Here is a 24,141-nt window from a genome sequence, read left to right on the forward strand (position 1 = left end):
TTTCGCTAAAGGCGTAGCCTCACTAAAGAAAAAGCCTGACACCTTGCGTGTCAGGCTTTTGTTTTTGTACTTGCGTCTTAACGCCAAGCCAATGTAGATGAGGGAGCCACCTTTGGGAACAGAGTACGCGATACCCCATCTTCCCCTTCAGCGGCGATAACCCGTAGCTCCAAGGCATGGGCTTCACCCAGCTTTGGGCTATACAGGTAGGCAATCTCATTACCATCGGGCGAATAGCGTGGCTCGCGGTGCATACCTTGGCTATCGCTTAGGCGCTTTGCCTCCCCCGCCACGCTAAACGCAAAGATCCCCATATCCCCCTGATAGACTTTGTCGCGAAGCTGCTCATCGTAGCTAAAGGAAAACTCCTGAAGTGCAGCTACCAGCATCTGCTGACTATCTGGGTGCCAATCCACCGAGCCTTGCACATACAGCGATTCGGGGCTGAGCACCTGCGCTTGCTGTTCTTGTGGGTCATAAAGCCATAACTGTCGGGTATGCGGCGGGCTTATCGATTGGCAGATAAAGGCCAGATAGCGCCCGTCGGGGGACCAGTTTGGCGCATCAAACACGCAGGCCTGCTTATCTGCAGGCTCCAGTGTGTAACTGAGTAAGGTATGAGAGGCCTCAGTAGCAACATCGTAGCGAAGCAAGCGGCTGTGTCCGTCACTCACCGCGGCGATGGTCAACAGCTTTCCCTGCGGGCTCCAGCTATAACCGTTAATCACCTCGCTGCGCCAAAGGCTACTCGTCTGCCCGCTGGCCATATCAACCATCTTTAAGGTCTCGCCTGCGTCACTAAGTTGCTTGTAAGCAAGCAGCTCACCTTGCGGCGAGAACGCAGGCATGAAGGCACTACCCTCATCAGCGCTTAGCTGAACCGGCGCTTCGCTCTCCGGACGTATGATAAACAGTTGGTAGTGCTCGGTATATTTTTCGAGCTCGATACGGGTGTCATCTCGCCGGTTGGAGACAAAGGCCAACACCCCTTGGCTGGAGAGTGCCGGTTGCAGGTCGCGCCAGTAGCGCCCGTTGGTGAGCACCACTATCCGCCCTTGGGCATCGGCGGTGTAGATGTTACTGGCCGGGCCTTGGACCTTGGCACTAAAGTGAATAACTGCGCTATCGGCTGCTTGTCCAAACAACGGAACAACCAGACATAAGCTGCATATTGCCGAAAATCTATCCATGATTACTCCGCAACGCGTTGCTTGGTCTATCGCAAAAAACACCACTTAAGCCATCCGCCTAAGCTGTTTACTACGTTATCACTTAGTTAATTTCACACAAGAACGCTGTTGACAGTTTTATCTAAGAAGAGTGAAACCCTTTCATCGGCAAAAGGGTCACTGATTGATTAGCGGTGATAGCACAAGGGCAGTCACGCGCAGGAATCGAAGCTCATCTCAAGCAGAGGGTAGCCGCTGTAGCGCTCGTCACGCTGGGCGTAGGTGGTGAAATGGTGGCGCCGATAAAAGCGTAGTGCGTCGTTGCTGTCGGCAAACAGCACCAGTTGCAAGCGTGGCCGCAGCAGTTTGGCTTGGAATAGCAGCTGCGAGCCGACTCCCCGCCCCTGCCAGTCCGGGTCAACAAAGATGCCCAGTAGCTGTTCGCCCGCCAATGCCATAAAGCCACACACCTTACCGTGCACTTCGGCAACCCAGACTTCGGCGCGGGTCTTGAGCATACGGCTTAAGCCCTCTAAACGATGCCACCAAAACTCGACTGGCAGAAACTCTAAGGCACGGATGCTGGCCGACAGCCAGATGTCGGCTATCGCTTCGTCATCGTCATTTAATACTGCCGGGCGAAGCACTAACTTCACCCCATTACACACCAGTTCAACCACGTGATGTTGCCGCCTATTTTTTACTTAGAGCAAAGATATAGTTGCCGCTACAAAAATCCGACGTGAGTGAGATCGAGTTTTCTCCGCCCGCTTTGGAGGTGGCTCACAAACTAAAAAATACCCCAACAGTAATAATGGGAAAATCACAGCTGACAAGCTGACTGCGTTTGCTAGAATGGCCTGCCAAATTCAACGAGAAGTGTCTCCATGTGGTTTAAAAATCTACGACTTTTCCGCTTAAGCAAGCCGCTTGAGGTATCCGAAACCGAACTTGAGAAAGCCCTTGATGATCTGGTCTTTAGCCCCTGTGGCAGCCAAGATCTGAGCAAGTTTGGCTGGGTAAAACCCATGGGTAAACTGGGCCAGAGCCTGATCCACGTGGCAGGCAAAGACATCCTGATCTGCGCGAAAAAAGAAGAGAAGATGCTGCCCGCTACGGTTATCCGCGAGAGCCTGGCGGAGAAAGTGGAGCAGATTGAGCAAGAGCAAGCCCGCCCACTGAAAAAAGCCGAAAAAGACGCCCTCAAAGACGAGATCGTACAAACGCTGCTACCGCGTGCCTTCACTCGCTCAAACCTAACCTATGCCTGGATCAACACCGAGCACGACTTTGTGGCGGTTGACGCCAGCAGCGCCAAGAAAGCTGAAGATGTGCTGTCACTGCTACGTAAAGCCTTGGGCAGCCTGCCAGCCACTCCGGTTAAGTTGGCCAACCAAGCCGATGTCACCATGACCGATTGGCTGAACGAGAAGAGCATTCCGGCCGGCTTCGAGCTGGGCGAGCAAGCCGAGCTGCGCAGCGCTTTGGAAGGCGGCGGTATTATTCGTTGTAAAGAGCAGGACCTGTTTAGCGACGAAATCAAAGCCCACCTGGATGCCGACAAGTTCGTGACCAAGCTGGAGCTATGCTGGGCCGAGTCAGTGAACTTTGTGGTCGATGAAGACCTGGCAATTAAGAGCATCAAGTTCACCGATACCCTGACCGAGCAAAACGAAGACATCAGCAAAGAAGACTTCGCTGCGCGCTTCGACGCTGACTTCGCGCTGGCCAGCGGTGAGCTCACCAAGCTGATCCCAGACCTGATTGCCGCCATGGGCGGTGAAGTGCGCGATTAATCGCTAACTGTTCGCTACTTGCTAAGCATTAGCACTAAAAACGACCAGTCAGGCTGGTCATTTTTTATTCAATTGCTACAGACGGCACATTCCAGTAGAATTGCCCGCCAAATTTCTCTGGCTTGCCAGGCGCTAGGCGCTGCGCGAGCTTTTCCACTTCATTAGATTCGACTAGACCCGGAGCTAAGATGTTTACACCTGAATTGCTGTCACCTGCCGGCACCCTTAAGAACATGCGTTACGCCTTTGCCTATGGCGCCGACGCGGTATACGCTGGCCAACCCCGTTACTCGCTGCGCGTACGCAACAACGAGTTCAACCACGAAAACCTTGAACTGGCGATTAACGAAGCCCACGAGCAGAATAAGAAGCTGTACGTAGTGAGCAATATCTCACCGCATAACGCCAAGCTGAAAACCTATCTGCGCGATATCGAGCCGGTGATTGCAATGAAGCCCGACGCCCTGATTATGTCCGACCCGGGCATGATTATGATGGTGCGCGAAGCCTTCCCGGATCAAACCATCCACCTGTCGGTACAGGCCAACGCCATTAACTGGGCCACTGTTAAGTTCTGGCATCAACAGGGCGTTGAGCGGGTGATCCTGTCGCGCGAGCTGTCGCTGGATGAGATCGAAGAGATCCGCATGCAAGTGCCAGAGATGGAGATCGAAGTCTTCGTACACGGTGCACTGTGTATGGCCTACTCGGGCCGCTGCCTGCTCTCGGGCTACATCAACAAGCGTGACCCGAACCAAGGCACCTGCACCAACGCTTGTCGCTGGCAGTACAACGCCCATGATGCGATTCAAGACGAGCACGGCCAGATCATCGCCAAAGAGCCGCAGATCATCACCCCAACCTTGGGTGAAGGCAAGCCAACCGACGAAGTGTTTCTGCTGCAAGAGCAAGGCCGCCCCGGCGAGTACATGCCGGCCTTTGAAGACGAGCATGGCACCTACATCATGAACTCGAAAGACCTGCGCGCCATCCAGCACGTAGAGCGCCTAACCAAGATGGGCGTACACTCGCTGAAGATTGAAGGCCGTACCAAGTCGTTCTACTACTGTGCCCGTACCGCTCAGGTGTATCGCCAAGCGATTAACGACGCAGTCGCTGGTAAGCCCTTCGACCCTAACCTGATGCGCACGCTTGAGAGCCTGGCCCACCGCGGTTATACCGAAGGCTTCCTGCGGCGTCACACCCACGATGAGTACCAAAACTACGACTATGGCTACTCGGTGAGTGAGAATCAGCAGTTTGTCGGCGAAGTGACTGGCCGCAACGCCCAAGGCCTGGCGGAAATCACCGTGAAGAACAAGTTCGTGCAAGGCGACAGCATTGAGGTGATGACCCCGCAAGGTAACCTCACCATGAACATCGAGCACATGGAAAACAAAAAAGGCGAGCTGATCGACGACGCCAAAGGCAGCGGCCATACTGTGTACATTCCTCTGCCAGAGAATGTCGACCTGGACTACGCCCTGATTATGCGCAACCTCAAGCAAGGCCAAGACACCCGCAACCCACACAAAGCTGCGGTGTAACATGGCACTCAAGATCAGTAAAAAATGCATCAACTGCGATATGTGCGAGCCAGAGTGCCCTAATCAGGCAATCAGCTACGACGGCATTATCACCGTGATCGACCCGGCGCGTTGCACCGAGTGTAAGGGCCACTACGATACCCCTACCTGTATCGCAGTATGCCCTATCGATGTGATTGCGGTTGACCCTGAGCATGTCGAGACAGAGGAGCAACTGTACGATAAGTTCGTTGCGCTACACGGCGATTTGCTGATTTCGAAAAGCGCACCTTAGGGCTGCGGGCTTCGCGTTAAGTGTAAATACCCTTTTGAAGAAGCGAGCGACCTGCTCGCTTTTTTGATTCGCTAGCAATGAGGTTTACTAGCATGTTTAAGTCCTTAAAGGCCTTTATCGCCAATGCAGTGGAGTTCCAATCTCGTATCTGGGTGGTGGATGAGTTTTCCGGTCCACATAAGGGCAGCGCCTATGTGGTGAACGAAGATGACTTCGACGCACCACTGCAGTGGATGCGCAGAAAGGGCTATGGGCAAGCGGAGCTGGACAAGGTCGATGCCATGCGCCGCTCACAGGTTGTGGTGGTGGAGTTTGCGGATATCAGCCACCGACTGGTTCGAGTTAAGTAGCCAGACTAAGCTCCGTCAGCAAATTAGCGGCACCTACAAGCAAAAAAGCGTATCCCATGGGATACGCTTTTTTTCAGCTAGGCCTTAGTTCACACTCAACTCGCGAAGCTCCGGCAGTTGATACTGCTTCATCGCTTCCACATCTGGGCGGTAGGCGCGGATCTGGGCGCGCCATCCATCGACTGGGGTACGCGCAAAGTTCACACCCTGCTTCTCAGCCTCTGCCTGACATAGCTCATCACCGAAGATGATGGTGAAGCTACCGTCATCATGCTGTTTAAAATCGGGACGAATGGTACTGACGATGTTGTGCTCATCGGTCATCAGATAGTTCTGCGCGTTGTACATGGTCAACGAGCCAAAGGCCTCTGCAGGAATATCATCAAACGTCGCGATGTAACACTGATCGGCCTTGGTGTCAGCCGGTGCCCAAGAGGCGTACATGGCGGTGGATTCTGGGCTCAGCCCCCACGAACCGGCAACGGTGTAGGTCCACTTTTCCCAATCCGATACCTCATTGATATCAAACTGCACCGAGTCATACATATCTGGCAACTCGCCCCACTGCTCCAGCAAGGCATTGCGCAGTTCCAGCACGTCCGCCTCTTGAGTGCCTTGCGGGTATGGCACGGCCGAGTTTGAGCTGATCTTCATCTGCGGCTGCAGCACATCGCGGATATAGGCGATATCTTCCGCCGTGGCGTCGGTGCCGGTACGAATGCCGACAAACACATAATCGGTCTCGATGTCACCGGCTTGGTACTCGTACACGCCCGGCTCCCAAGTGTACTCCACAAAGGTGTGGTTATAGTCCTGGATGTGCAAGGAGACAAAGCGCTCTCCCATCTCAGGCACTTCGATGCTAAAACCTTCGCGGGTATCGATGATCGCCAATGAATATACGGTGTCCAGATTCGGCGTCACCACCCAGTTATCGGCGGCTTTGGACAAGCCGGGAAAGTGAATAAACTCGTTTACATCGGCGCGATTGAGCATGTTTAGCGCAAACAAGTCGGCCTCTTTTTGCTGGTACTCCATGGCGCTCATGCCGTAGTCCATGGGGTCAACCGCCCAAGACGAGGAATCGATGTCCGTAATCACTTGCTGTGTAGATGGCATTGTGTCGGCTAAGCTGGTTGCAGACAGTGAAGCGATGGTCAACGCGAGTAGTGTTTTTTTCATGTTCGTTACCTCTTTATATTTAAAGTTGGTAGTTAAATTCGATGATGTGGGTTCCGTCTTTAAAGCTGACTCGCTGATTCCATTGAGCGAAGTAGCGCACATTGAGGCGCGGATTGATCTGGTAAGACGCGGCAAACTCATGGGCCAGCATGCTGTCATGCCCCAGATAGGCGTGATTTTTGTAGTTGTCAGAGCCCGATAAGGTCTGCATATACATTGGGTTGTAGTTCAGCCACACCTTGTCGCTAATGGTGAACTTGCTATAGCTTCCCACCACTGCAAAGGTGCCCGGTACCGAGTAGCCGCTCACAGGCGTGCCATCGTCGCCCATGGCGTTGTTGGCAAAGGCCGCCCCAACACCGGCCAGTGGGTAGAGTTGTAAGCGGCCCATAGCAGGTAGCGCTTGAATAAAGCTGTAGGAGAGTGAGCCAGTTTCGGCGGCAAAGCTGTAATTGAAATCGATTTGCGAGCCTCGACCATTGGTGAGGTCAACACCGAAGCGACGCAGGCGAACACTGTCGATGCTATCGGTAGCGTAATTTCTGAACCCTAAGCTGTCGCCAAGCGCACCTTTGAGCTCCAGCACATGCATGCCCATGGTGGTGTCTTTGCCGGTATCGAAGGTTTGCCCCATCTTGAGGTTCAATCCTTTGTCGGTGTAGCCAGCACCCACCTGGGTGTACACCGATAGCGGGTCAGACATATCCTCAACATCGCTGTTTGTCTGCGCCGCAGCCATTGCCGGCAGGCTCGCCAAAACCAGTGATAGAGGGACAGAGAAGAGTGCTTTCATCGTTGAGCAACCATGTTGTGTAAGTTGATGAAGGCATCTTAGAGCAGTTAAGTTATCTCAAGAAATGGTATAGATGGCTTTAAGATATTATCTGTATTAATATCTATGCTTTCAGCGTTGCAGCGCTAAAGACTAGCGAGCAAACAGCCAGTGAGACCGCAATGAAGAACTTCGATTACAACCTTCTGAAAGTGCTGCGGGTATTGGTTGATACACAAAACACCAAACAAGCTGCCGAGCGCTTGCACCTTAGCCAATCGGCGGTGAGTCATGCGCTGGCGCGGCTGCGCGAGGCCTTTGACGACCCGCTATTTGTCCGAGAACGTTATGGGCTAAGCCCAACCGAGCGCTGTTTGGAGATTACCCAAGCGCTGCCAGATGTGGTGGAGCAGATCGATGCGCTGTTTAATCCGGGCAGTGAGTTTGCCGCGGCCAGCTATCAGGGAAAGATCGCCATTAGCCTGAGTAACGCACTATCGGGCGCGCTGGGGGCGCGGCTCTATGCGCGCTTACGCCATAAGGCGCCCAATGCCCGTTTCGAGATCATGGACTGGACCTGGCAAGTCGAGACAGCCCTACTCTCCCGGCAGATCCACCTCGCCTTGGACTATGGGCCAGAGAGCTATTCCAAGCAGATCAAACAGCAGCGGATGCCGCAGAACCACTACATCCTGTGTGTGCGTAAGGGCCACCCTATTACTAAGCTGAAACACTACGATGTCACAACGCTGGCCCGTTACCCTCTGGTGCTGATCCGCACCCCAGATTGGCGCACCCGCCACGAAACCGCCGAAGAGACCTTTATTAAAGCAGGCTTGGTGCCCGAGGTACTGCTCAAATCCGACTCGCCAGAGGTTAACTTTGCCGCACTGCGCAGCAGCGATGCCATCTTCCCCACCGCCATCAGCCTACAATCGCTTCCCGATGACATCGTAGCGCTGCCCCCCGGTGAGCACTTGCCAGAGCAAAACATGGATATCTACGCCTACTACCCCTATCAAACCCAAGACAATGCCTTGGTTAAGTGGCTGATATCAGAGGTGAGAGCGCTGTTTGAAGAGGAAAGCTAACAGCTCGGCTCTCAGAAGAGAATCAGAGGAATCACAGAGTAATCAGGTCACTCGCGAAACAAGCCAGCGACACGGGCGGCTAGCAATCGATGTTGCTGGGCGTCCAGATGTACGCCATCTCCCTTATCAACCGCGACCACATCGGCGGCATTAACAAAGGCACAACCGAGCTGCAGAGCCAGCGATTGATAGAGCCCAGCTAACTGCTTGGATGGCTCAGAGGCACCAGTAAAGTAAGCAGCGAAACTACCCGATGTGCCAATTGCAGGTGGAGCAATCAGCGCTATCGAAGGCTGATAATCTAACTGCTTGGCGCAAACCTCGCGCACCTCAGCTACCAGCCCGCCCATCATGTCAGCGATTTGCTGCGGCGTAAGGCCAAATGCGGGAAACAGCTCATTGGTGCCGAGCATCAACAGCAGCCAATCAGGGCGCTGCTGCACCACCACGCGAAGCAGATCCTGCGCACCACTTTGCAAGCCAAAGCTTGGCTCAACCGAGTAGAGGGTGCGCCCGGGCTGACCGTTTTCAATCACCTGATAACGCCCGCTAAGCAGCGAGCCCAACACGCCGGGCCAACGGGAGTCGGCGGCCATGCGCTGGCCGGTCTGTGGTGAGTAGCCCCAAGTATTGGAGTCGCCAAAGCATAGGATGGACTGCATAAGGTATCTAGTTGCTAGGTTTTAGCACTTTATATCAACCAGTTAGGCTTTATACAAGCCTACCAGCAAACAGGCATTAACCCGGCTCCACACTGCGGATCACTCGACAAGGGTTGCCCACCGCCACGCTGTTGGCTGGGATCGAACGGTTCACCACACTGCCCGCGCCGATTACCGAATTCTTGCCGATAGTCACCCCCGGTAGCACGGTGACGCTGGCGCCAATCCAGACGTTATCTTCGATGGTCACTGGCGCGGAGTAGGTATTGAAGAAGGGATGGCTATCCTCCGGCGCCCAATCAGCCAGCAAGCGCTGGGTGGGCTCTACCGGGTGGGTGGCAGTACAGATCTGCACGTTGGAGGCAATTAGCACCTTGTTGCCAATGGTTATCTTGTTACAGTCCACAAAGATGCAGTTGATATTGATAATCACGTTGCTGCCAATGGAAATGTGACGCCCATAATCACAGTAAAACGGGGTATCGATATTCACGTTGTCGCCTATCTCAGCGAGTAGGTCGCGCAAGATAGCGGCGCGGGTAGCGCTCTCCTCATTATCGGTTTGGTTGTAGGCGCGGGTAAGCTTTCTGGCACGGCTGATAATCGCCTGCAGCTCGGCATCTGAGGTGTTAAACCACTCTCCATCTAAACACTTTTGAATCTCACTCTTCATTCTCCCTCTCCCTGCTTGGGTTATGAACTGTCTTTGTTTATAGGGCTGTGCGCGCAATGATTAAGTCCGCTATCTCACTCATACTGGTTGCCATAATATCTGGCTGTCGGTAAAGCGGATGGTAATGCTGGCCGCTGCGATCGAGATAGGCCGCTTGCATGCCGGCGTTGAGCGCGCCATGGGAGTCCCAGTCGTGACAGGCGACCAGCCGCAGCTCGGCAATCGGTGCTCCCAGCTCTTCAGCCACCCGCTGGTAGACCTGCGGATCGGGCTTAAAGCTATTGAAGCCCTCCACCGAGATAATCCTATCAAAGTGCTCGCTCAGCCCTGCCTGATTGATCTGGGTAGTAATTAAGGCCAGAGATGAGTTGGAGAACGCCACTGTGCGCAGCCCACTCGCGCGCAAGCTCTTTAGTGCTGGTTCAACATCGGGGTGAGGCTTTAGTGCAGCAAACCCAGCCAAGATCTGCTGGCGCCGCTCGGGGCTTAGGCTCACCTGCCAACGCTGCGCTTCAGCATCCAGCGCAATAGCGGCCAGCTCGGCGAACTGGCTCGGCAGCTTGGTCACCACGCATACCGTTGAGGTGTGCAGTAGCCGCGAGAACCACAATGGCAGCGCACTCTGGTTGCCAAAAACCTGCATAAACAGCGGCTTTAACGAAGATAAATCGAGTACCGTCTCATTGATATCAAACAACACCGTGGCATTGGCCATCAGCCCACCTCACTTGCAGCGCAACCAGTAGTCACCCTGAGACTAACTCTTTTTAACGACAACTCAATAGCTTACTCAGCACTTTTCAATACAGCAGCCCGAACTGGCCCAATAAGCGATACCTGCAGAGCAGCTATACTAGGTGGAAGGATTAGCCTGGAGATAGACCATGGTTTTCCGTCATCTTGCACTACCCCTCAGCCTGACACTGTTTGCCTGCAGCGAGCAGAGCCATCCGCCGATTGCCTATGTTTATCGCTGCGCCGAAGTCGAGGAGGTCAGCCTTAGCCTAAGTCGCGATAAGTACGACAAGCAGCAATTAGAGCTGCAATACGGCAACCTACAGATCCAGTTAAAGCAGGTGCCCGCCGCCTCGGGCGCCAAGTTTAGCGATGGCCACTATCAGTGGTGGGAGAAGGGCGATAAAGCCGTGCTGCTGGCCGACAACCAGTTGCTGCTCAGCCAATGCGAGAAAGTGGAATAGCCCTACTCTCAGCAACGTCAAAGCGCATTCTGCTATTCACTCGTTGAGCTCGCTACATGTCTCTATCAAGCAACATCCCTTTCTCCCCCTCTCACTTTCTCCCGAGCTCTCGCCCTCGCCCTCGCCCTCGCCCTCGCCCTCGCCCAGTTTTATCGTCTAGTGAACAATAATTAAACTTTTTTACCCGGGTTTTATTGATCTTTATTACCCGGGTGATATTATTTTGCCCGGGTAATAATTAAACAAGGAAAAGGATGTAGCAATGAATGTCATCGCATTTGTCGGCGACAAAAGAGTTGCCGAAGGAGATATCGCCACGGTTGCCACACAGCTTTGGCAGGGGGAATCACAACGCAAACAGCCGTTGCTGGTGTTTGACCTATCCAGCGCCCGAGTGGTCGATCTTAACCTGCAAGGCGGGGAGCAGGAGGTTGCGTTGCGTTATCAGCAAGCTAACTCAAGCGCGCCACCATCGCCCAAAGGACCGGGTCGTCCCAAGCTTGGGGTGAAAGCCAAAGAGGTAACGCTGCTGCCCCGTCATTGGCAGTGGCTAAGCGCTCAACCCGGTGGGGCCTCGGCCAGCCTGCGTAAGCTGGTGGAGCAAGCCATGCGCCAACCCAATCCGAAGGGCGAGCGAGTGGCCGCACAGGAGCGTTGTGACCGCTTTATGCAGGTCATGGCCGGAAACCAGCCCGGTTATGAGGAGGCCGCCCGGGCGCTATATGCCGGGAACCAGGCGCTGTTCGAAGAGCATATCGCGCTGTGGCCTGCGGATATCAGCCAGCAGCTACGACTGTGGGCAGGGCCGGCCTTTGCAGCCGCACCAACTTAGGCCAAAGAAAAACATTGCCTCAAGGCGAATGCGTTGAGGCAATGTTTTGCGCAAAAAACTACGTGTTATTCGCCAGCCATTCGGCAAAGTCGTCTTCCAGCAAGGGCTTGGAGTAGTAGTAGCCCTGCAGATACTTGCAGCCCAACTCGGTGAGCTGTTTGACATGTACCGCCGTCTCCACGCCCTCAGCCACGCTGTCCATCTCCATGTGTTTGGCCAGTGATAACGAGGCTTCCACCGCGACCCGGTGTTTATCTTGAGACAACATATTGCGGATAAACAGCTGGTCAATCTTCAGCTCGGCAAAGGGCGCTGAGATCAGCTGCAACATTGAGGAATAACCGGTGCCGAAGTCGTCAATCGACAGGTTCACGTTGTGGATACGCAGCCGGTTCAGGGTCTCCAGCACCCGGCCAAAGTTGGGGTAGATTTCGTTTTCGGTCACTTCCAGAGTCAGGTACTGGCTATCCACGCCGCTGTTTTCCAGGGCTTTAAACACCGCTTCACAAAAGTTCGGCTCGACAAGATCACTGGGGGTCACGTTGACCGAAATACTCAGTTTCATCCCTTTATCATGCCAGCGGCGGCAGGCGGCTAAGGCCTGTTGCAGTACCAAGGACGTGAGCTGATAGCCCAGGCCCTCATTGAGTAGCGGCTCGAGGAAGAACTGAGGTCCTAGCAGGCCCAGGCTGGGATGTTGCCAGCGGATCAGCGCTTCGGCCCCTTTCACCTTGCCAGTGGCAGCTTCGACATGGGGTTGATAGGCGAGCACCAGCTGATGTTGTTGGATTGCCTCCAGCAAGGTGTCGCGAGTCGGCAATGGCGGACTGTTCAGCGGTCTGGCGCTACGAGCCCAGTACTGACGGGCGCGCTGCAAGAAGCGTTCGACGCCGCTTTGCGACAGCGGCTTTTTCAAGGTCTCGACCCGCGAGAAGCCGTAGGATTGGGCCATCTCCTTGACTGAGCTAAGCACTGCCGCTTCTGCAGAACTTAAGATCGCCACCATGATCTGCGGATGGCTGAGCGATAGCCGACGGAGGAACTCCAGACCATCCATCGCCGGCATGGCCAGATCGCACACCACCAGCTCGGGTAGCTCGCCCTGCTCCAGCGACTCCAGCGCAACCTTGCCGTTCTCGGCCAGTACAATGGTGGCGTCGCTATGTTGAGAAAACAGCACCTCAGCCATCTTGGCTTGAAACGGATCATCCTCAACTATCAATATCTTATTCATCGTTCGTCCCTGAATCCTGCTCCATTAGAGAGAGTAACTCACTACAATCGAGCTGGGTGGCTAATTCGCTGCACAACTTGTCAAAGCTTCGATCTCGCTCAAACTCTTTATCGCTTAACAGCTCACAGCAAAACACCGCTAAGCGGTTCGCTTTAAGTTTGCCCCAGCCGGCTGGCCAAGCTTTATTGAGGCACACTAAACACTGTTTCACCACCAGCGGGTTGCCGCGGTCCACATCGAGCGCCTCTAGAGCCTGCTCCAGTGCCACATCAAAGCGCTCCTCGGCATAGTCTGCCAGCGATTGCTTGTAGAGCGCATCGGCATGCAGCCGAGCCTGACTCAAGCGCTCTTGCCAGTAGGTCAAATAGCTGAGCATCGCCACACTGTCTATGTTGCGGATGCCACGGTTAATACGTTGCTCACACGTCGCCAGTTGCTGTGTGCTCTGTTGATGGTGTCCCAGCATAAACAGCAGTTTAGCCAGCTCCAGTTGCTCCCAAACACTGGCCCTGCTGCCCTGCTCTGCGTGTTCTTGCTGCCAATCCAGATACTCCTGATAGTTGGCTTCCGCTTTATCTTGCAGCCAACGAATGGCATTGGCCCGCGCCAACAATAATAGCTCGAAGGCCTTGTATTGCTTGCGGGGGAAATGGCGGCGCCAGAAGCGGTAGCGATCGGTGGCGCGCTGCAGTAAACGGCGGCGCTGGTTATCATCGGCATCCAGTGCAACATCGAGACATAACTGCACAAAACGCTGATGCAGTATCGCCTGATCTTGGTAAGAATGAGGCAAGCGTAAGATCATCGAGCGCATACTGTCGGCGGCTACCTTAATCTGTTGGTTCGCCAAGGCGATATCGACCTTGGTTAAGCGCCGTTGAATGTTCTTTGGTGCCAGCTCTACCGCCTCACTGACGTAGACCAGCGCCTGCGCACGGTTGTCCCGCTCAAACTCGATCTCAGCCATCTTATCGCGTACCACGGCGCAATAGATTGGCTGTTTGGCCACCGCCTTGAGCACCTCAATCGCCTGCTCATAATCGCCTTCGCGGCGCCAGATCTCGGCCTCAGCCAGCTGCACTTTCACCTGATCTTGCGGCTTGGGAAGCGAGCGTAACAAGGCCTTCGCCTGCTCCAGCTGTCCCTGCTCGGTCAGAGCCTCGGCCTTAATTAGCTGCGCGCTGTTGGCCACCTCGGCAGCTATGCCATTGAAATCCTCGACCAGCTCCAGTACCCGCGGGTACTGTCCCAACCTGAAGGCATCTTGTAAGGGCGCCAGCAGGCGCTTGCGATTGCTCAGCTGAAACAGACGACTTTTCAGCTGATCAAAGCTCATGGGTTTGACCAAGTAACCATCGGGCTCCAACTCGGCAAAACCGCGCACCACCGCCGATGAGTTGTCGGCGGTGACGATCACCAACACGCAGTCGTTGCGGATTTTTCCTTGATGTTGCAGCTCTTCAAGCAACTGGTGGCCATTGGTGCTTGGACCCAGGTTGTAGTCGAACAAGATCAACTGAAAGTCAAACTCTTCACTGAAGCTGCGCGCCTGCTCGGCATTCTGGGCGAGTTTGATCTGCTCGGAGAGAAATCCCAGCTTATTCAACATGCCACGGGTTGCTGTGCGATACATGGGGCAGTCGTCAACAATCATCACCGAACGCTGACGGTCGAAGTTATTCAATATCTTTTGCATGACAGAAACATAGCTGAATTGGCGATAACATTCACCAGCTTATTCAGGGAACCAGGCAGGCGAATACGCTGATAATATATGTGTAAATTGTCAAGTATAGCTTTTACTAAATTTAGATTGTTTGGGTACAAATATTAAACAAGCATCACGGTTTTCAGCGTACCAATTCCTCAACAAACTGGTAAATTGGTCGATGTATATATGCGATTGGTTAGCCTTGTTGCTTGCCACCCTCGCTACTTGCCGCTGTCATCGGCCATCACTATAAGGACATTGCCCACTGTGAAGCTTCTGTACCGAATCTCCATCGCCAAGCGAATCATCCTGCTGGCACTTCTTCCAAGCCTGATTGTCGGCGGATACGCAGCGCTCCAACTCAACACTGCCCTCAATACCCAGCGGCAGCTCAATTTGCTTGCCTTCGCCATGCAGCTCGCCAAAGAGACCAGCGATGTGCACCTCGATATGCAAACCGAGCGAGACCTTACCCAAGGCTTTATCAGCGGCGAGTCTCCCGGAGAACAAGGTAAGAAGTACCGCAGCCGACTGATGCAGCAACGCAGCGACGTAGACAAGCACCTTTCATCGTTTCGCGGTTTTCTAAGCGAACATCAGCCAACCATTGAACAGCTCGGCCTAAGCGGCAACGTGGACGGGTTGGAGTCGATGCTCACCCATCTATCGCCAAACCGCCGCAACGTGGACAGCTTGACCCTGTTCGATAGCGAAGGCATGCACGTGCTATGGCGCTATACCTATATCAACACCGAGCTACTAAAGCTTATCCACGCGGTACTCGGCCCAGCGGCCAACGATGCCGATCTGGCGATGCTCAGCGGTGCCTATACCTCGATGGTGCTGCTGGAGAACCGCCTCTCCCGCGAGCGCAGTGAGGGGCTATCGGCCTTTAACCGGCCAACGGTCGGCTACGATACCATCGGTAACAATATGGCCTTCTTCCGCCAAGTCGAAGACAGCAATATGCGCATCTTCGCCTACGCCCCCGGCCCCATCGCAAAACTCTATTGGGAGCAGTATGTCTTGTCTGATGTGCAGCAGCGCATGGATGGTCTGCGCCGCGAGATTATGGGCTTGGGCGGCAAACCCGGCCCGATGAGTGGCGATGAATGGTTCGAGCTGGCCACCCAGAACAAGCAGCAACTACGCGAGATTATCCACGCGGTGGAGCAAAGCATCGATCAGGTGACCGAGCAAAAACTCAGCGATGCCGCGGATCAGGTATGGGCCAACCTCGCGACCTTGATTGTGGCGCTGGCGTTGGTTGGCGTCACTTCGTTCTTTATCGTTCGTTCGATAACCAGCCCGCTTAATACCATGGTGGCTACCCTATCGGATGTGGCGCGCGATAAAGCACTGGGCACCCGTTTACCCACGCAAGGTAAAGACGAGCTGTCGGCACTGACCCAAGCCTTCAACAGCCTGATGAATAGCTTCAACTCGTCCATCGTGCGGGTACGCGATGAGGCGCAGAGCATCCGCACCCACAGCGACCAAGTGGTCGATGCCATGGAGCGTAACCTGAGCCTGGCCGACAGCCAGAACCACGCCACCGATAGCGTGTCGGTGGCGGTCAATCAGATGACCAGTACCATCCAAGAGGTCGCGACACTATCGCAAACCACCGCCGAGGTAGTAGGCGATGCCCACCAGCGCAGTATCGACAGCGCTGAGAAAACCGAGCGTTCTCAATCAGCCATGACCCAGTTACTGGAGGACCTGTCCACCACCCAACAACAGGTCCAACGACTCAATCTGGAAAGTGAAGAGATCAGTAGCATCATCACCGTGATCCAAGGGATTGCCGAGCAAACCAACCTGCTGGCACTGAACGCCGCCATTGAAGCGGCCCGTGCCGGAGAGCAAGGTCGCGGCTTTGCCGTGGTGGCCGATGAAGTGCGCTCGCTGGCCAACAAAACCCAGAGCGCAACACTGAAGATCCAAACCCAGATCGAGTCACTGCAGAACGGTTCAACCGAAGCTTCCCAGCGGATGGAGCAACTGCGCCAACAAGGCAGCTCCGCCGTGGAACACGTTGCCGACAGCGCTGAAGACGTGGCGCAGCTTAAAGCCGAGCTGGACCGAATCACCGAGATGGCTACCCAGATCGCCACCGCCGCCGAGGAGCAAACCGCAGTGGCCGACGAGATTAACCAGCAGATCCATCAAATCAAAGACGACACCGAGCAGCTCTATCAGCAATCCAATGGCTCGGTGGCGGTGAGTAAAACCCTCAAGCAAAGTGGCGCCGGATTAATGGTGGATGTGGAGCAGTTTCAGCTTAGCTAACGGCGGGTTTTAAGAAGCAAAAAAGCGGAGGCTCAGCTCCGCTTTTTTTATCGCAAATTACTTATCGTAACTAGCGGGGATGGCTTAGCCGTACACACACAAATAAGCAGTCTCAACCGGCACCTTCACATCAAAAGCGCTGTCAGCGGCAACATTAAACTGCTCGCCGGCTTTAAAACTCTGCCAGCCAGACTCACCGGGTAGCTGAACCTGCAGCTCGCCACTGACCACCACCATCAGCTCAGGCGCGGCGGTTGAGAAGCGGTACTCACCCACTGCCATCACGCCCACAGAAGCCGGCTTGTCCTGCCCTTGAAAGCCGATTGACTTCACTTGGCCATCAAAATATTCATTCACGTTTAACATGGTTCTTCCTTGAATTTGGGATATTCGATGCAGGAGCCTATCACAGCCGAGCCTCGCCGAGCCAGCATCAACTGACCTTGTGGCAGTCACCAACCAAGGCACATAAGCGGTACAAAACACCCAATGGCGGCAGATAGTAGCCACTTGGTATCAAAAGGCACTCAAATCCCTGAATAAAAACATATTTCCCTACTCAGAGTTTGATATACACTTTGCTTAATCCCACAAAAACTCAGGACTTACGTGTCAAACCCAATCCGTTGGTGTTGCTTGATAATGGTTTGCCTGTTGGCATATTCCCCTGCTCAAGCCGAAGAAGACAGCTCATCCGCCCGTACTAGCTATCGCATCGCGTTGCCGGCGCTGGACCGGCAGTACCAAACTGATGACTCGCCCTATCAGAGCACCCTGAACTTCCTGCGTAGCTTTTGGCAGGGCTGGGCGCGCTCGCAGCAGCGCCAGGCCGAGTTTGTGATGCTCAGCCGCGAGCAGGCCGAGAAGCAGTTGCTGTTAGGCGAGATTGACCTCTACGCCGGGGCGTTTGTCTCAGAAACCCCCAGTGACCACGTGCTCTACTCCATCCCCTATATTCGACTCAACACCGCCGCCTACCGCCGAGTCGGCGAACAAAGCAGCAATGTGCGAGTTGCTGTGCATAGCTTGGACACCGTGCATTTTGGCCCTTCTCGCAGCTCATCGCTGTTAATCAGCAACTTCTCCAACCTCAACCAGTTGCTGTTCGACGATACCCGCTTTAACTACATCTACAGCTGGTCGCCTTGGCTGTTGGAGCAATCGCTGTTTGCCAAACAGCTCTCCGGCCAATACATCCTCGAACCCGATGAGGCGCGTCCTTTGTACGTGCGTGTGATGGTGGGTCAGCAGCAGCGCCCTCTGCTCAAAGATATCAATCAGTACCTGCGTAGCTATCCCGCCGATCAAGCAAGCTCGCTATGGGAGCTTACCGGGGCAGGCGAAGGCGATTACCTCGAGCTGCTACTGGGCAACTATCTCCCCTCATTGCCGCGCGCTATGGAAGACTACCTGATCGACATTCCCTATGTGGTCGCAGCATACAGCGATGGTGGTTACCCGCCCTACATCTTTGATGGCCCAACCGGGCCGAGAGGCTATGCCATTGACTTAATGGAACAGCTGGCTGAATCAATCGGCTTTGAGGCGCGCTATCGCCGCTATCCCAGCTTTCAATCGAGCCTCGATGCACTCAGCCAACAGCAGGTTGAGTTGCGCCTGTTAATTAACCAAACCGAGCAGCGTCAGCAAACAATGCTGTTCACTCAGCCGCTACAGCAGCCCGCTGGTTACAGCATCGTATCCCGTCGAGATGCTGCCTACAGTGCGCTGTCAGATCTCAGGGGTAAGTCGCTGGCGGCGCTGCGTGGTTACTACGAGAACGAGCTGTTTACCCAGCAGATCAGCGGGGTCAATCTGGTGATGGTGGATAGAGTTGAGCAGGCCCTGAACCTGGTTGCCGAAGGCAGTGTGGACGCCTTTGTCGGCAATACCCTGCCTATCAGCTATCAGGTTAACCGCCTGGGGCTATACAACCTCAGTGTACTCAGAGCCAAAGACTTCCCCACCGCACTGCCGTTTTTCATTGCCATCAGCCAAGGCGAGCCGATGCTAAAAAGCTTGCTCGATCAGGCCCTGAACGATATTCCCGAGCAGCGCATTGAAGACCTCCATAGCAAATGGCAACCCAACTTCAGCGAGACCTTAGAGCAATACAAACTGGAAGCCCTCTACCGGCGAATTGCCCAGCTGGGTGTCGCCCTGATCGTGCTGATGGTGGTGTTGATTTATTGGCAGCGTAAGGTCAATCGGCGCCGCAAGCTTGAGCAGGCCAAACTCAACAAGGCCTTGCAAGATGCCCATCAAAGCCGCGCCGAGGCCGAACGCCTAGGCAACGCCAAGGCCGACTTCCTAGCCCGGATGAGCCATGAGATCCGCACGCCCATGAATGGGGTGCTCGGGATGGCCGAGGCCCTGTCTTTCACCGACCTGTCCAAGCAGCAGGGCGAGCTGTTGCAGGTGCTCAATCAATCCGCCAATAACTTGATGGCGCTACTCAACGATGTGCTGGATTTCTCCAAAATGGATGCCCAGCAGCTGACCTTAGAACAAGTCACCTTCGAGCTGGACTGGCTGGTGCAAAGCACCATCGACAACAGCCAGTATTTACTGGGCGACAAAGATGTCGCCATCCACAAGCACTTAGACTCCGGGCTCTCCAGCCACTACCTTGGCGATCCAACCCGGCTGCTACAGGTGTTCAACAACCTGATGTCGAACGCGGTGAAGTTCACCAACCAAGGCAGCATCTCGATCTGCGTGCACCTGCTGGAAGAGCCTGCAGACGATGCCACTCAGCATCATCTGCAGGTGGACGTGCAAGATAGCGGCATCGGTATTGCGCCAGAGCGCCTCGAAGCGCTGTTTAGCCCCTTTGTGCAAGCCGAAGCCGCGACGACCCGCGAGTTTGGCGGCACCGGGTTGGGCCTGAGCATCTGCCGTGAGCTAATCGAAGCAATGGGCGGCAAGATTGAGGTACATTCCGAGCCGGGGCAAGGCTCGCTGTTCTCGGTACACCTGCAGCTTGCGCCAAGCACCAGTAACATCGTGCAGCACCCGCTGCCAAGCAACGCTATCGTCGAGGCCACGCACAATGACCTGCGGGTATTGCTGGTAGAAGACCACGCAATTAACCGCTTGGTGCTGAGCTCGCAGCTACAGCGCTTGGGCATCGAGGCGGATATGGCCGAAACTGGCAAGCAGGCACTGCTGCGCTGCGAGGATCAGGACTACGACCTGATTTTATCTGACTGCCATATGCCAGAGATGAACGGCTATGAGCTGGCGCGGATTATCAGCGCCAAGCGCAGCGGCGAGCATCCTTTGCTGGTGGCAATCACTGCCGAAGCCCAGACTGATGCCAAGGAGAAGTGTCTGGAAGCGGGCTTTGATGACTATCTGGCTAAGCCCTGCCCGATTACCGTGCTACAAGACAAGCTGCAAGAGCTAGGGCTTATCGAGGTAGCGTCCGAAGTGGGGCCGTCTGAGCTTGAGGGAAGCGCCTCACAAACGACTCAGCCTGCACTACTCAACCGACAAACGGTCAGGGATCTCAGTGGTGGCAGCAGCGAGATCATCATCGAGGTGCTCAGTGTTTATCTCAACCAGTACCAGCAGGATGTCGATGCGCTCAGTGCCCTGCTGCAAGACGCGCAGCTGCCTGAGCTGGCCATGCACTGCCACCGCCTCAAAGGCGTGACCGCCTACCTAGGGGCAGAGTCGCTATCGGAGCAAGCCTTTTGCTTAGAGAAGCTGGCCAAGGCCAGCGAGCAAGCAGAACTTGAACAAGCCATGCCGGGCTTTATCGAAAACCTCGCGGCGCTGGCCAGCGAGGTTCATACCTGGCACCAACAGCTAGAAGCACAGCAGGGCTGAACATGAAGTTATTCGGTTCAGGAACGCGCAAAGTGATCGTAATGCTGGTACTGGCCTATCTGGCGCTACTGCCTTTTATGCTGTTGCGCCAAGATACCCTGCAGAGCCAACAGCAAGACTGGGAGCAGCGTTATGCGCTTAGCCAGGCGCAAGCGGCGGTCAAACTGCTGCAAGGTCGAGTCCAGCAGCTAGACGAGCAAGCCGAAGTGTTAACCACCCTGTTAAAAACGCTTCAGCAGAGTCAGGCCTTTAAACCGGCTGATTTTGTGCACTACTTAGATGAGACGGTGGCGCAGTTCCCGTTTACCGGCCTACACATTGCGGCAGTCAATCAACCCACCTGGTTTCATAGCAGCCGTAATCCCTTCGCCGACGAGTTAGCCACACTGTTTGCCGATGACCTGCAGGCGGTCAACGCCCTAGGCAAGAATCATGGCTATATTGCAGGCCACGGCCAGCTGCTGATCTACAGCCAGATACTCCTTCCCGCCGATGATGCTGGCGAGCATGCCAGTGCAGTGCTGACGCTCTATCAGCAGGTGAACAAGCAGACCTTGGATGGCATCGATAACATTGGAGCGTTTAACCTGCAGCTGCATGTCTCAGCAATGCCCCAGCAGTTTAGCCAATACCCCATCGGCAGCGCCGAACTACAGCTTCTACTGGGTGAGCTGAACGCGAATCGAACCACCTTAGAGGTCAAGTTTAGCCTGCTTGATGAGCAAGCTCGCCCACTGCCATGGCGTTTTACTCTGCTCACCCATAACCACGTCCCCGCCTTAAAACTAAGTTGGGATAGCTGGAGCTTTTTGCTGTTTAGCTTGCTGCTGGTCTCGGTATTTTTCTACTCGATGATTAGCCTGCACTTCAGCCGACCGATCCGCCAACTTATCCAGCGGCTGCGCCAGGGCGATACCGCCCAAGAGCTGGACCTTAACCTTAAATCCACCCAGCAACGTGACGATGAGCTCGGCCAGTTAACCCGCGAACTGTTGCGGCTTCAGGCCAATGGCTTAGCCCAGCGGCAGTTTGCCGACCTATTGGTGGAGAGCATCGGTGAGGCCATCTTCACCATCGATAAACAGGGTCTTATCTGCTTTGCCAATCCAGTGGCCGAGCACTGGGTGGGACGCAGCAATCAACAGCTGCAAAACAGCAAACTGAGCTTTGTTCTCGGCCAAAAGCTGCAGCCAGGCCACCAACTGCCGAAACTGTTACACCGGCTTGTTGAGCAGCAGCAAGGCATTCGCAGCAAGGTGAAGCTTATCCACCATGGCACCGAGAGCCGAATTGAGTTGCAAGGATTCCCCATCGCCTTTCCGCAAGAGCGACACGCGGCCATCTTGCTATTGCGCCTGCCTCCGGGTGCGGCGAAAGCCCCGCTGACCGAGCCGGAACAGCAACAAGGCGAATAATATTAGACTGCAGCCTGCCAGCTTGGATAACGACAACTGCTCCTGATACAGCAGTACACTGAGGATCACCGTCCAAACTGGCTCCAGCAACATCAAGATAGCCGCCGACTCAGCGGGTAACAGGCTCTGTGAGCGAGTTTGAAAAAAATAGCGCAGGCTGGTGGCCACCAAGGCGCTTATCCCAACCCAGTACCAGGTGATGGTAGGAATCTGCTCGGGCACCTGCTCAGTGAGCAGGGACAAGCATGAGGCGATCAGCCCCACCATCAGCAGCTGCACACAGCTTAAGGCCAAGATCGGCACGCTGCGCGCCAAGCGGCTGTTGAACAAGAAATGAAAGGCAAGCCCTAAGGATGCCGCCAAAAACAGCAGCAGATGCAACGACTGCTGCCAGCCGCCCTGAAGGTTTAGCAAGGCCAAGCCGGTAACGGCCAACACCAGCGACAACCAAAACACCCTGGCGGGCCGCCGGCCAAATAACAACCAGCTAAGCAAGGGCACAAACAGCATCGACAGGCTCATAATAAATGCGCCTTCACCTAGGCTGTTGCTAACCGCTACTCCGCTAATCCACAGCGATAACGTGATACCCAGTACGCACCCTACCACCGCGGCCCGCCCCAATTGCTTAAGCGACAGCCTGCGCAAATCTGCCAAACAAAACGGCACCATTAGCAAAGAGGCCGCAACAAAGCGCAGCCCAATAAAGCTGAATGGCGGAATACCCGCAATGGCCTCTTTGGAGAAAACCCAGCCAGAGGCGGCCAGCACGGTAGTGAACACCATTAGAAGCTCACCACGTAAGTTTTTCGGCATAGTGACTCGACGTTAGTAATACAACAGGGGGATTCGAGCGGCATTCTATGCCCTTTCAGCAGCCAGCACCATGGGTATTTCGCAGTATTCACTGCCTTCAATAACTGTTGAGAAAATCACCCACAGCACTTCAACCCGCTCAAAAGTCAGCGCATAATCGGCCCCTCTTGCCACAGACGCAGTCTTTGGTAGTGAGTATTTGGTTTCACGTTTAGGGATAAACACACTATGGTCGACTACCAGCAGCGCCTGAGGCCGGTACTTCGTTATCTGGAAGCAAACTTCGCTAGCCCAGCCAAGCTTGAAGACATCGCCGCCATGGCCTACCTCTCACCGTATCACTTCCACCGGGTGTTTAAAGCCAGCGTGGGTGAGCCGCTCAACAGCTATGTGCGCCGGCTGCGCTTAGAGGCCGCAGCCCATGCGCTGTTCTACAACAAAAAACCGGTGACCGAGGTGGCCCTCGATGTGGGTTTTGCCAGCTCTCAGGCTATGGCGAAGGCGCTGCAGCAACACTTTGGCTTGACCGCCAGTCAGTTCAAAAACTGCGAGTCCACCGAGGCATTTACCGCACTGATGCGTGACAGCAAGATCGGACACCTGCTGCGCAAGAATGGAAACGTGCTGTTTCCCCCGCCTGCATACACTGACTCCACTAACCCGTTAGTTAAAAGGAGTAACACCATGCAGATTGAACAATTTCAAGCAGTTAGACTCGCCTACATTCGCGTTACCGGTCCCTATGGCGTGGGCTACGACCAGCCAAGCGACAAGCTCTACCGCTGGGCCGACAGCCAAGGCCTGGCAGAAGGCCAGTGCATGTTCTTGTATCTGGACAACCCAGAGGTCACCCCGGAAGACAAGTGTCGCACCGATATCTGTATTACCGTACCGGCAGACACCCAAGCCAGCGGTGATATTGAGCTGCAAGACTTCCCCGGCGGCAGCTACGCGGTGATCCGCGGGAGTATTACCGATAAATCGCAGTATCAAACCTACTGGGATGCGTTGATGTCACAAGTGGTGGAGCAAGGCCTGGCAGTGGACGAACGCCCCTGCTTTGAGCTCTACCACAGCTTCAACCCCGAGAACCATCACGCCGACGTCAGCTTTTGCGAGGCCATCAAGTAGTAATTTTTCATCCGTTTAGCGCCGGCTAGCCCGGCGCTCTTTTTGCCACTTTGCCGCCGTTTGCAAAGCTTCAAGCGCTTTAGACTCTGCTCCCCCGCTAAAACCTACTTTTACCGCGTTAAATCAGCACCTTGCCCTAGTTAAATGATAAAGTACCCAGT

General features: G+C 54.8%; 22 protein-coding genes. 11 read left to right on the forward strand and 11 right to left on the reverse strand.

Annotated elements, in window-relative coordinates:
- Positions 1-77 precede the first annotated feature (77 nt).
- Positions 78-1,190 (reverse strand): TolB-like translocation protein, encoded by a 1,113-nt coding sequence (locus G461_RS0116910; protein ID WP_157360351.1) that lies wholly within the window; start codon positions 1,188-1,190, stop codon positions 78-80.
- A gap of 191 nt (positions 1,191-1,381) precedes the next feature.
- A complete protein-coding gene (locus G461_RS0116915) occupies positions 1,382-1,849 on the reverse strand; it encodes a GNAT family N-acetyltransferase (protein WP_051333637.1) in 468 nt (155 codons plus the stop codon).
- Between the two features lie 207 nt (positions 1,850-2,056).
- Here G461_RS0116915 and rdgC point away from each other — a divergent pair, with 207 nt between their 5' ends.
- From rdgC to G461_RS0116935, 4 genes are all read left to right on the forward strand, one after another.
- Positions 2,057-2,965: a recombination-associated protein RdgC gene (gene rdgC, locus G461_RS0116920; protein WP_026972728.1), complete on the forward strand. Its 909-nt coding sequence runs from the start codon at positions 2,057-2,059 to the stop codon at positions 2,963-2,965.
- Between the two features lie 188 nt (positions 2,966-3,153).
- Complete coding sequence (gene trhP / locus G461_RS0116925; protein WP_026972729.1) at positions 3,154-4,512, forward strand: prephenate-dependent tRNA uridine(34) hydroxylase TrhP; 1,359 nt, start codon at positions 3,154-3,156, stop codon at positions 4,510-4,512.
- Position 4,513: 1 nt separating this feature from the next.
- Positions 4,514-4,786: a YfhL family 4Fe-4S dicluster ferredoxin gene (locus tag G461_RS0116930; RefSeq protein ID WP_026972730.1), complete on the forward strand. Its 273-nt coding sequence runs from the start codon at positions 4,514-4,516 to the stop codon at positions 4,784-4,786.
- Positions 4,787-4,878: 92 nt separating this feature from the next.
- Positions 4,879-5,136, forward strand: a complete 258-nt coding sequence (locus tag G461_RS0116935; protein ID WP_051333638.1) for a hypothetical protein — start codon at positions 4,879-4,881, stop codon at positions 5,134-5,136.
- An 84-nt stretch (positions 5,137-5,220) separates the two neighbouring features.
- Here the strand turns inward: G461_RS0116935 and G461_RS0116940 are convergent, their stop codons facing one another.
- The gene (locus tag G461_RS0116940; RefSeq protein ID WP_026972732.1) at positions 5,221-6,318 is read right to left on the reverse strand and encodes a DUF1254 domain-containing protein; all 1,098 of its coding nucleotides are present in this window, start codon (positions 6,316-6,318) and stop codon (positions 5,221-5,223) included.
- 19 nt (positions 6,319-6,337) lie between these two features.
- A complete protein-coding gene (locus G461_RS0116945) occupies positions 6,338-7,111 on the reverse strand; it encodes a hypothetical protein (protein WP_026972733.1) in 774 nt (257 codons plus the stop codon).
- Positions 7,112-7,272: 161 nt separating this feature from the next.
- Between G461_RS0116945 and G461_RS0116950 the strand changes: the two genes are divergently transcribed.
- Entirely contained in the window at positions 7,273-8,181 is a 909-nt protein-coding gene (locus G461_RS0116950) for a LysR family transcriptional regulator (protein ID WP_026972734.1), read from the forward strand.
- A gap of 47 nt (positions 8,182-8,228) precedes the next feature.
- Here the strand turns inward: G461_RS0116950 and G461_RS24570 are convergent, their stop codons facing one another.
- From G461_RS24570 to G461_RS0116965, 3 genes are all read right to left on the reverse strand, one after another.
- Positions 8,229-8,843: a GDSL-type esterase/lipase family protein gene (locus G461_RS24570; RefSeq protein WP_035480485.1), complete on the reverse strand. Its 615-nt coding sequence runs from the start codon at positions 8,841-8,843 to the stop codon at positions 8,229-8,231.
- Between the two features lie 76 nt (positions 8,844-8,919).
- Positions 8,920-9,516, reverse strand: coding sequence for a sugar O-acetyltransferase (locus tag G461_RS26545; protein WP_026972735.1), 597 nt, complete (start codon positions 9,514-9,516; stop codon positions 8,920-8,922).
- A 37-nt stretch (positions 9,517-9,553) separates the two neighbouring features.
- On the reverse strand, positions 9,554-10,231 hold the full coding sequence (locus tag G461_RS0116965) for a haloacid dehalogenase type II (protein WP_026972736.1): 678 nt from the start codon (positions 10,229-10,231) through the stop codon (positions 9,554-9,556).
- A 169-nt stretch (positions 10,232-10,400) separates the two neighbouring features.
- On the opposite strand from G461_RS0116965, the gene G461_RS0116970 reads away from it, so the two are divergent.
- Positions 10,401-10,715 (forward strand): MliC family protein, encoded by a 315-nt coding sequence (locus G461_RS0116970; protein WP_026972737.1) that lies wholly within the window; start codon positions 10,401-10,403, stop codon positions 10,713-10,715.
- Between the two features lie 262 nt (positions 10,716-10,977).
- A complete protein-coding gene (locus tag G461_RS0116975) occupies positions 10,978-11,547 on the forward strand; it encodes a DUF2239 family protein (protein WP_026972738.1) in 570 nt (189 codons plus the stop codon).
- A 58-nt stretch (positions 11,548-11,605) separates the two neighbouring features.
- Here G461_RS0116975 and G461_RS0116980 read toward each other — a convergent pair whose 3' ends face one another.
- Both G461_RS0116980 and G461_RS0116985 read right to left on the reverse strand, forming a co-directional pair.
- The gene (locus tag G461_RS0116980; RefSeq protein WP_026972739.1) at positions 11,606-12,781 is read right to left on the reverse strand and encodes an EAL domain-containing response regulator; all 1,176 of its coding nucleotides are present in this window, start codon (positions 12,779-12,781) and stop codon (positions 11,606-11,608) included.
- Entirely contained in the window at positions 12,774-14,477 is a 1,704-nt protein-coding gene (locus G461_RS0116985) for a response regulator (RefSeq protein ID WP_084429325.1), read from the reverse strand. Before G461_RS0116985 ends, G461_RS0116980 begins: the two co-directional genes overlap by 8 nt.
- Before the next feature lie 282 nt (positions 14,478-14,759).
- Between G461_RS0116985 and G461_RS0116990 the strand changes: the two genes are divergently transcribed.
- Positions 14,760-16,784, forward strand: coding sequence for a methyl-accepting chemotaxis protein (locus G461_RS0116990; protein ID WP_026972741.1), 2,025 nt, complete (start codon positions 14,760-14,762; stop codon positions 16,782-16,784).
- A gap of 84 nt (positions 16,785-16,868) precedes the next feature.
- On the opposite strand, the gene ppnP is transcribed toward G461_RS0116990, so the two are convergent.
- Complete coding sequence (ppnP, locus tag G461_RS0116995) at positions 16,869-17,150, reverse strand: pyrimidine/purine nucleoside phosphorylase (RefSeq protein WP_026972742.1); 282 nt, start codon at positions 17,148-17,150, stop codon at positions 16,869-16,871.
- 288 nt (positions 17,151-17,438) lie between these two features.
- On the opposite strand from ppnP, the gene G461_RS0117000 reads away from it, so the two are divergent.
- A complete protein-coding gene (locus G461_RS0117000; RefSeq protein WP_169727273.1) occupies positions 17,439-20,618 on the forward strand; it encodes an ATP-binding protein in 3,180 nt (1,059 codons plus the stop codon).
- A gap of 2 nt (positions 20,619-20,620) precedes the next feature.
- Positions 20,621-22,033 (forward strand): PAS domain-containing protein, encoded by a 1,413-nt coding sequence (locus G461_RS0117005; protein ID WP_026972744.1) that lies wholly within the window; start codon positions 20,621-20,623, stop codon positions 22,031-22,033.
- Here the strand turns inward: G461_RS0117005 and G461_RS0117010 are convergent.
- Complete coding sequence (locus G461_RS0117010; RefSeq protein WP_026972745.1) at positions 21,965-22,849, reverse strand: DMT family transporter; 885 nt, start codon at positions 22,847-22,849, stop codon at positions 21,965-21,967. The two genes, G461_RS0117005 and G461_RS0117010, sit on opposite strands and share 69 nt — an antisense overlap.
- A 228-nt stretch (positions 22,850-23,077) precedes the next feature.
- On the opposite strand from G461_RS0117010, the gene G461_RS0117015 reads away from it, so the two are divergent.
- Positions 23,078-23,980, forward strand: coding sequence for an AraC family transcriptional regulator (locus tag G461_RS0117015; protein WP_026972746.1), 903 nt, complete (start codon positions 23,078-23,080; stop codon positions 23,978-23,980).
- Positions 23,981-24,141: the final 161 nt, after the last annotated feature.

The sequence above is a fragment of the Aliagarivorans marinus DSM 23064 genome, assembly GCF_000429485.1.
Classification (GTDB): Bacteria; Pseudomonadota; Gammaproteobacteria; order Enterobacterales; family Celerinatantimonadaceae; genus Aliagarivorans; species Aliagarivorans marinus.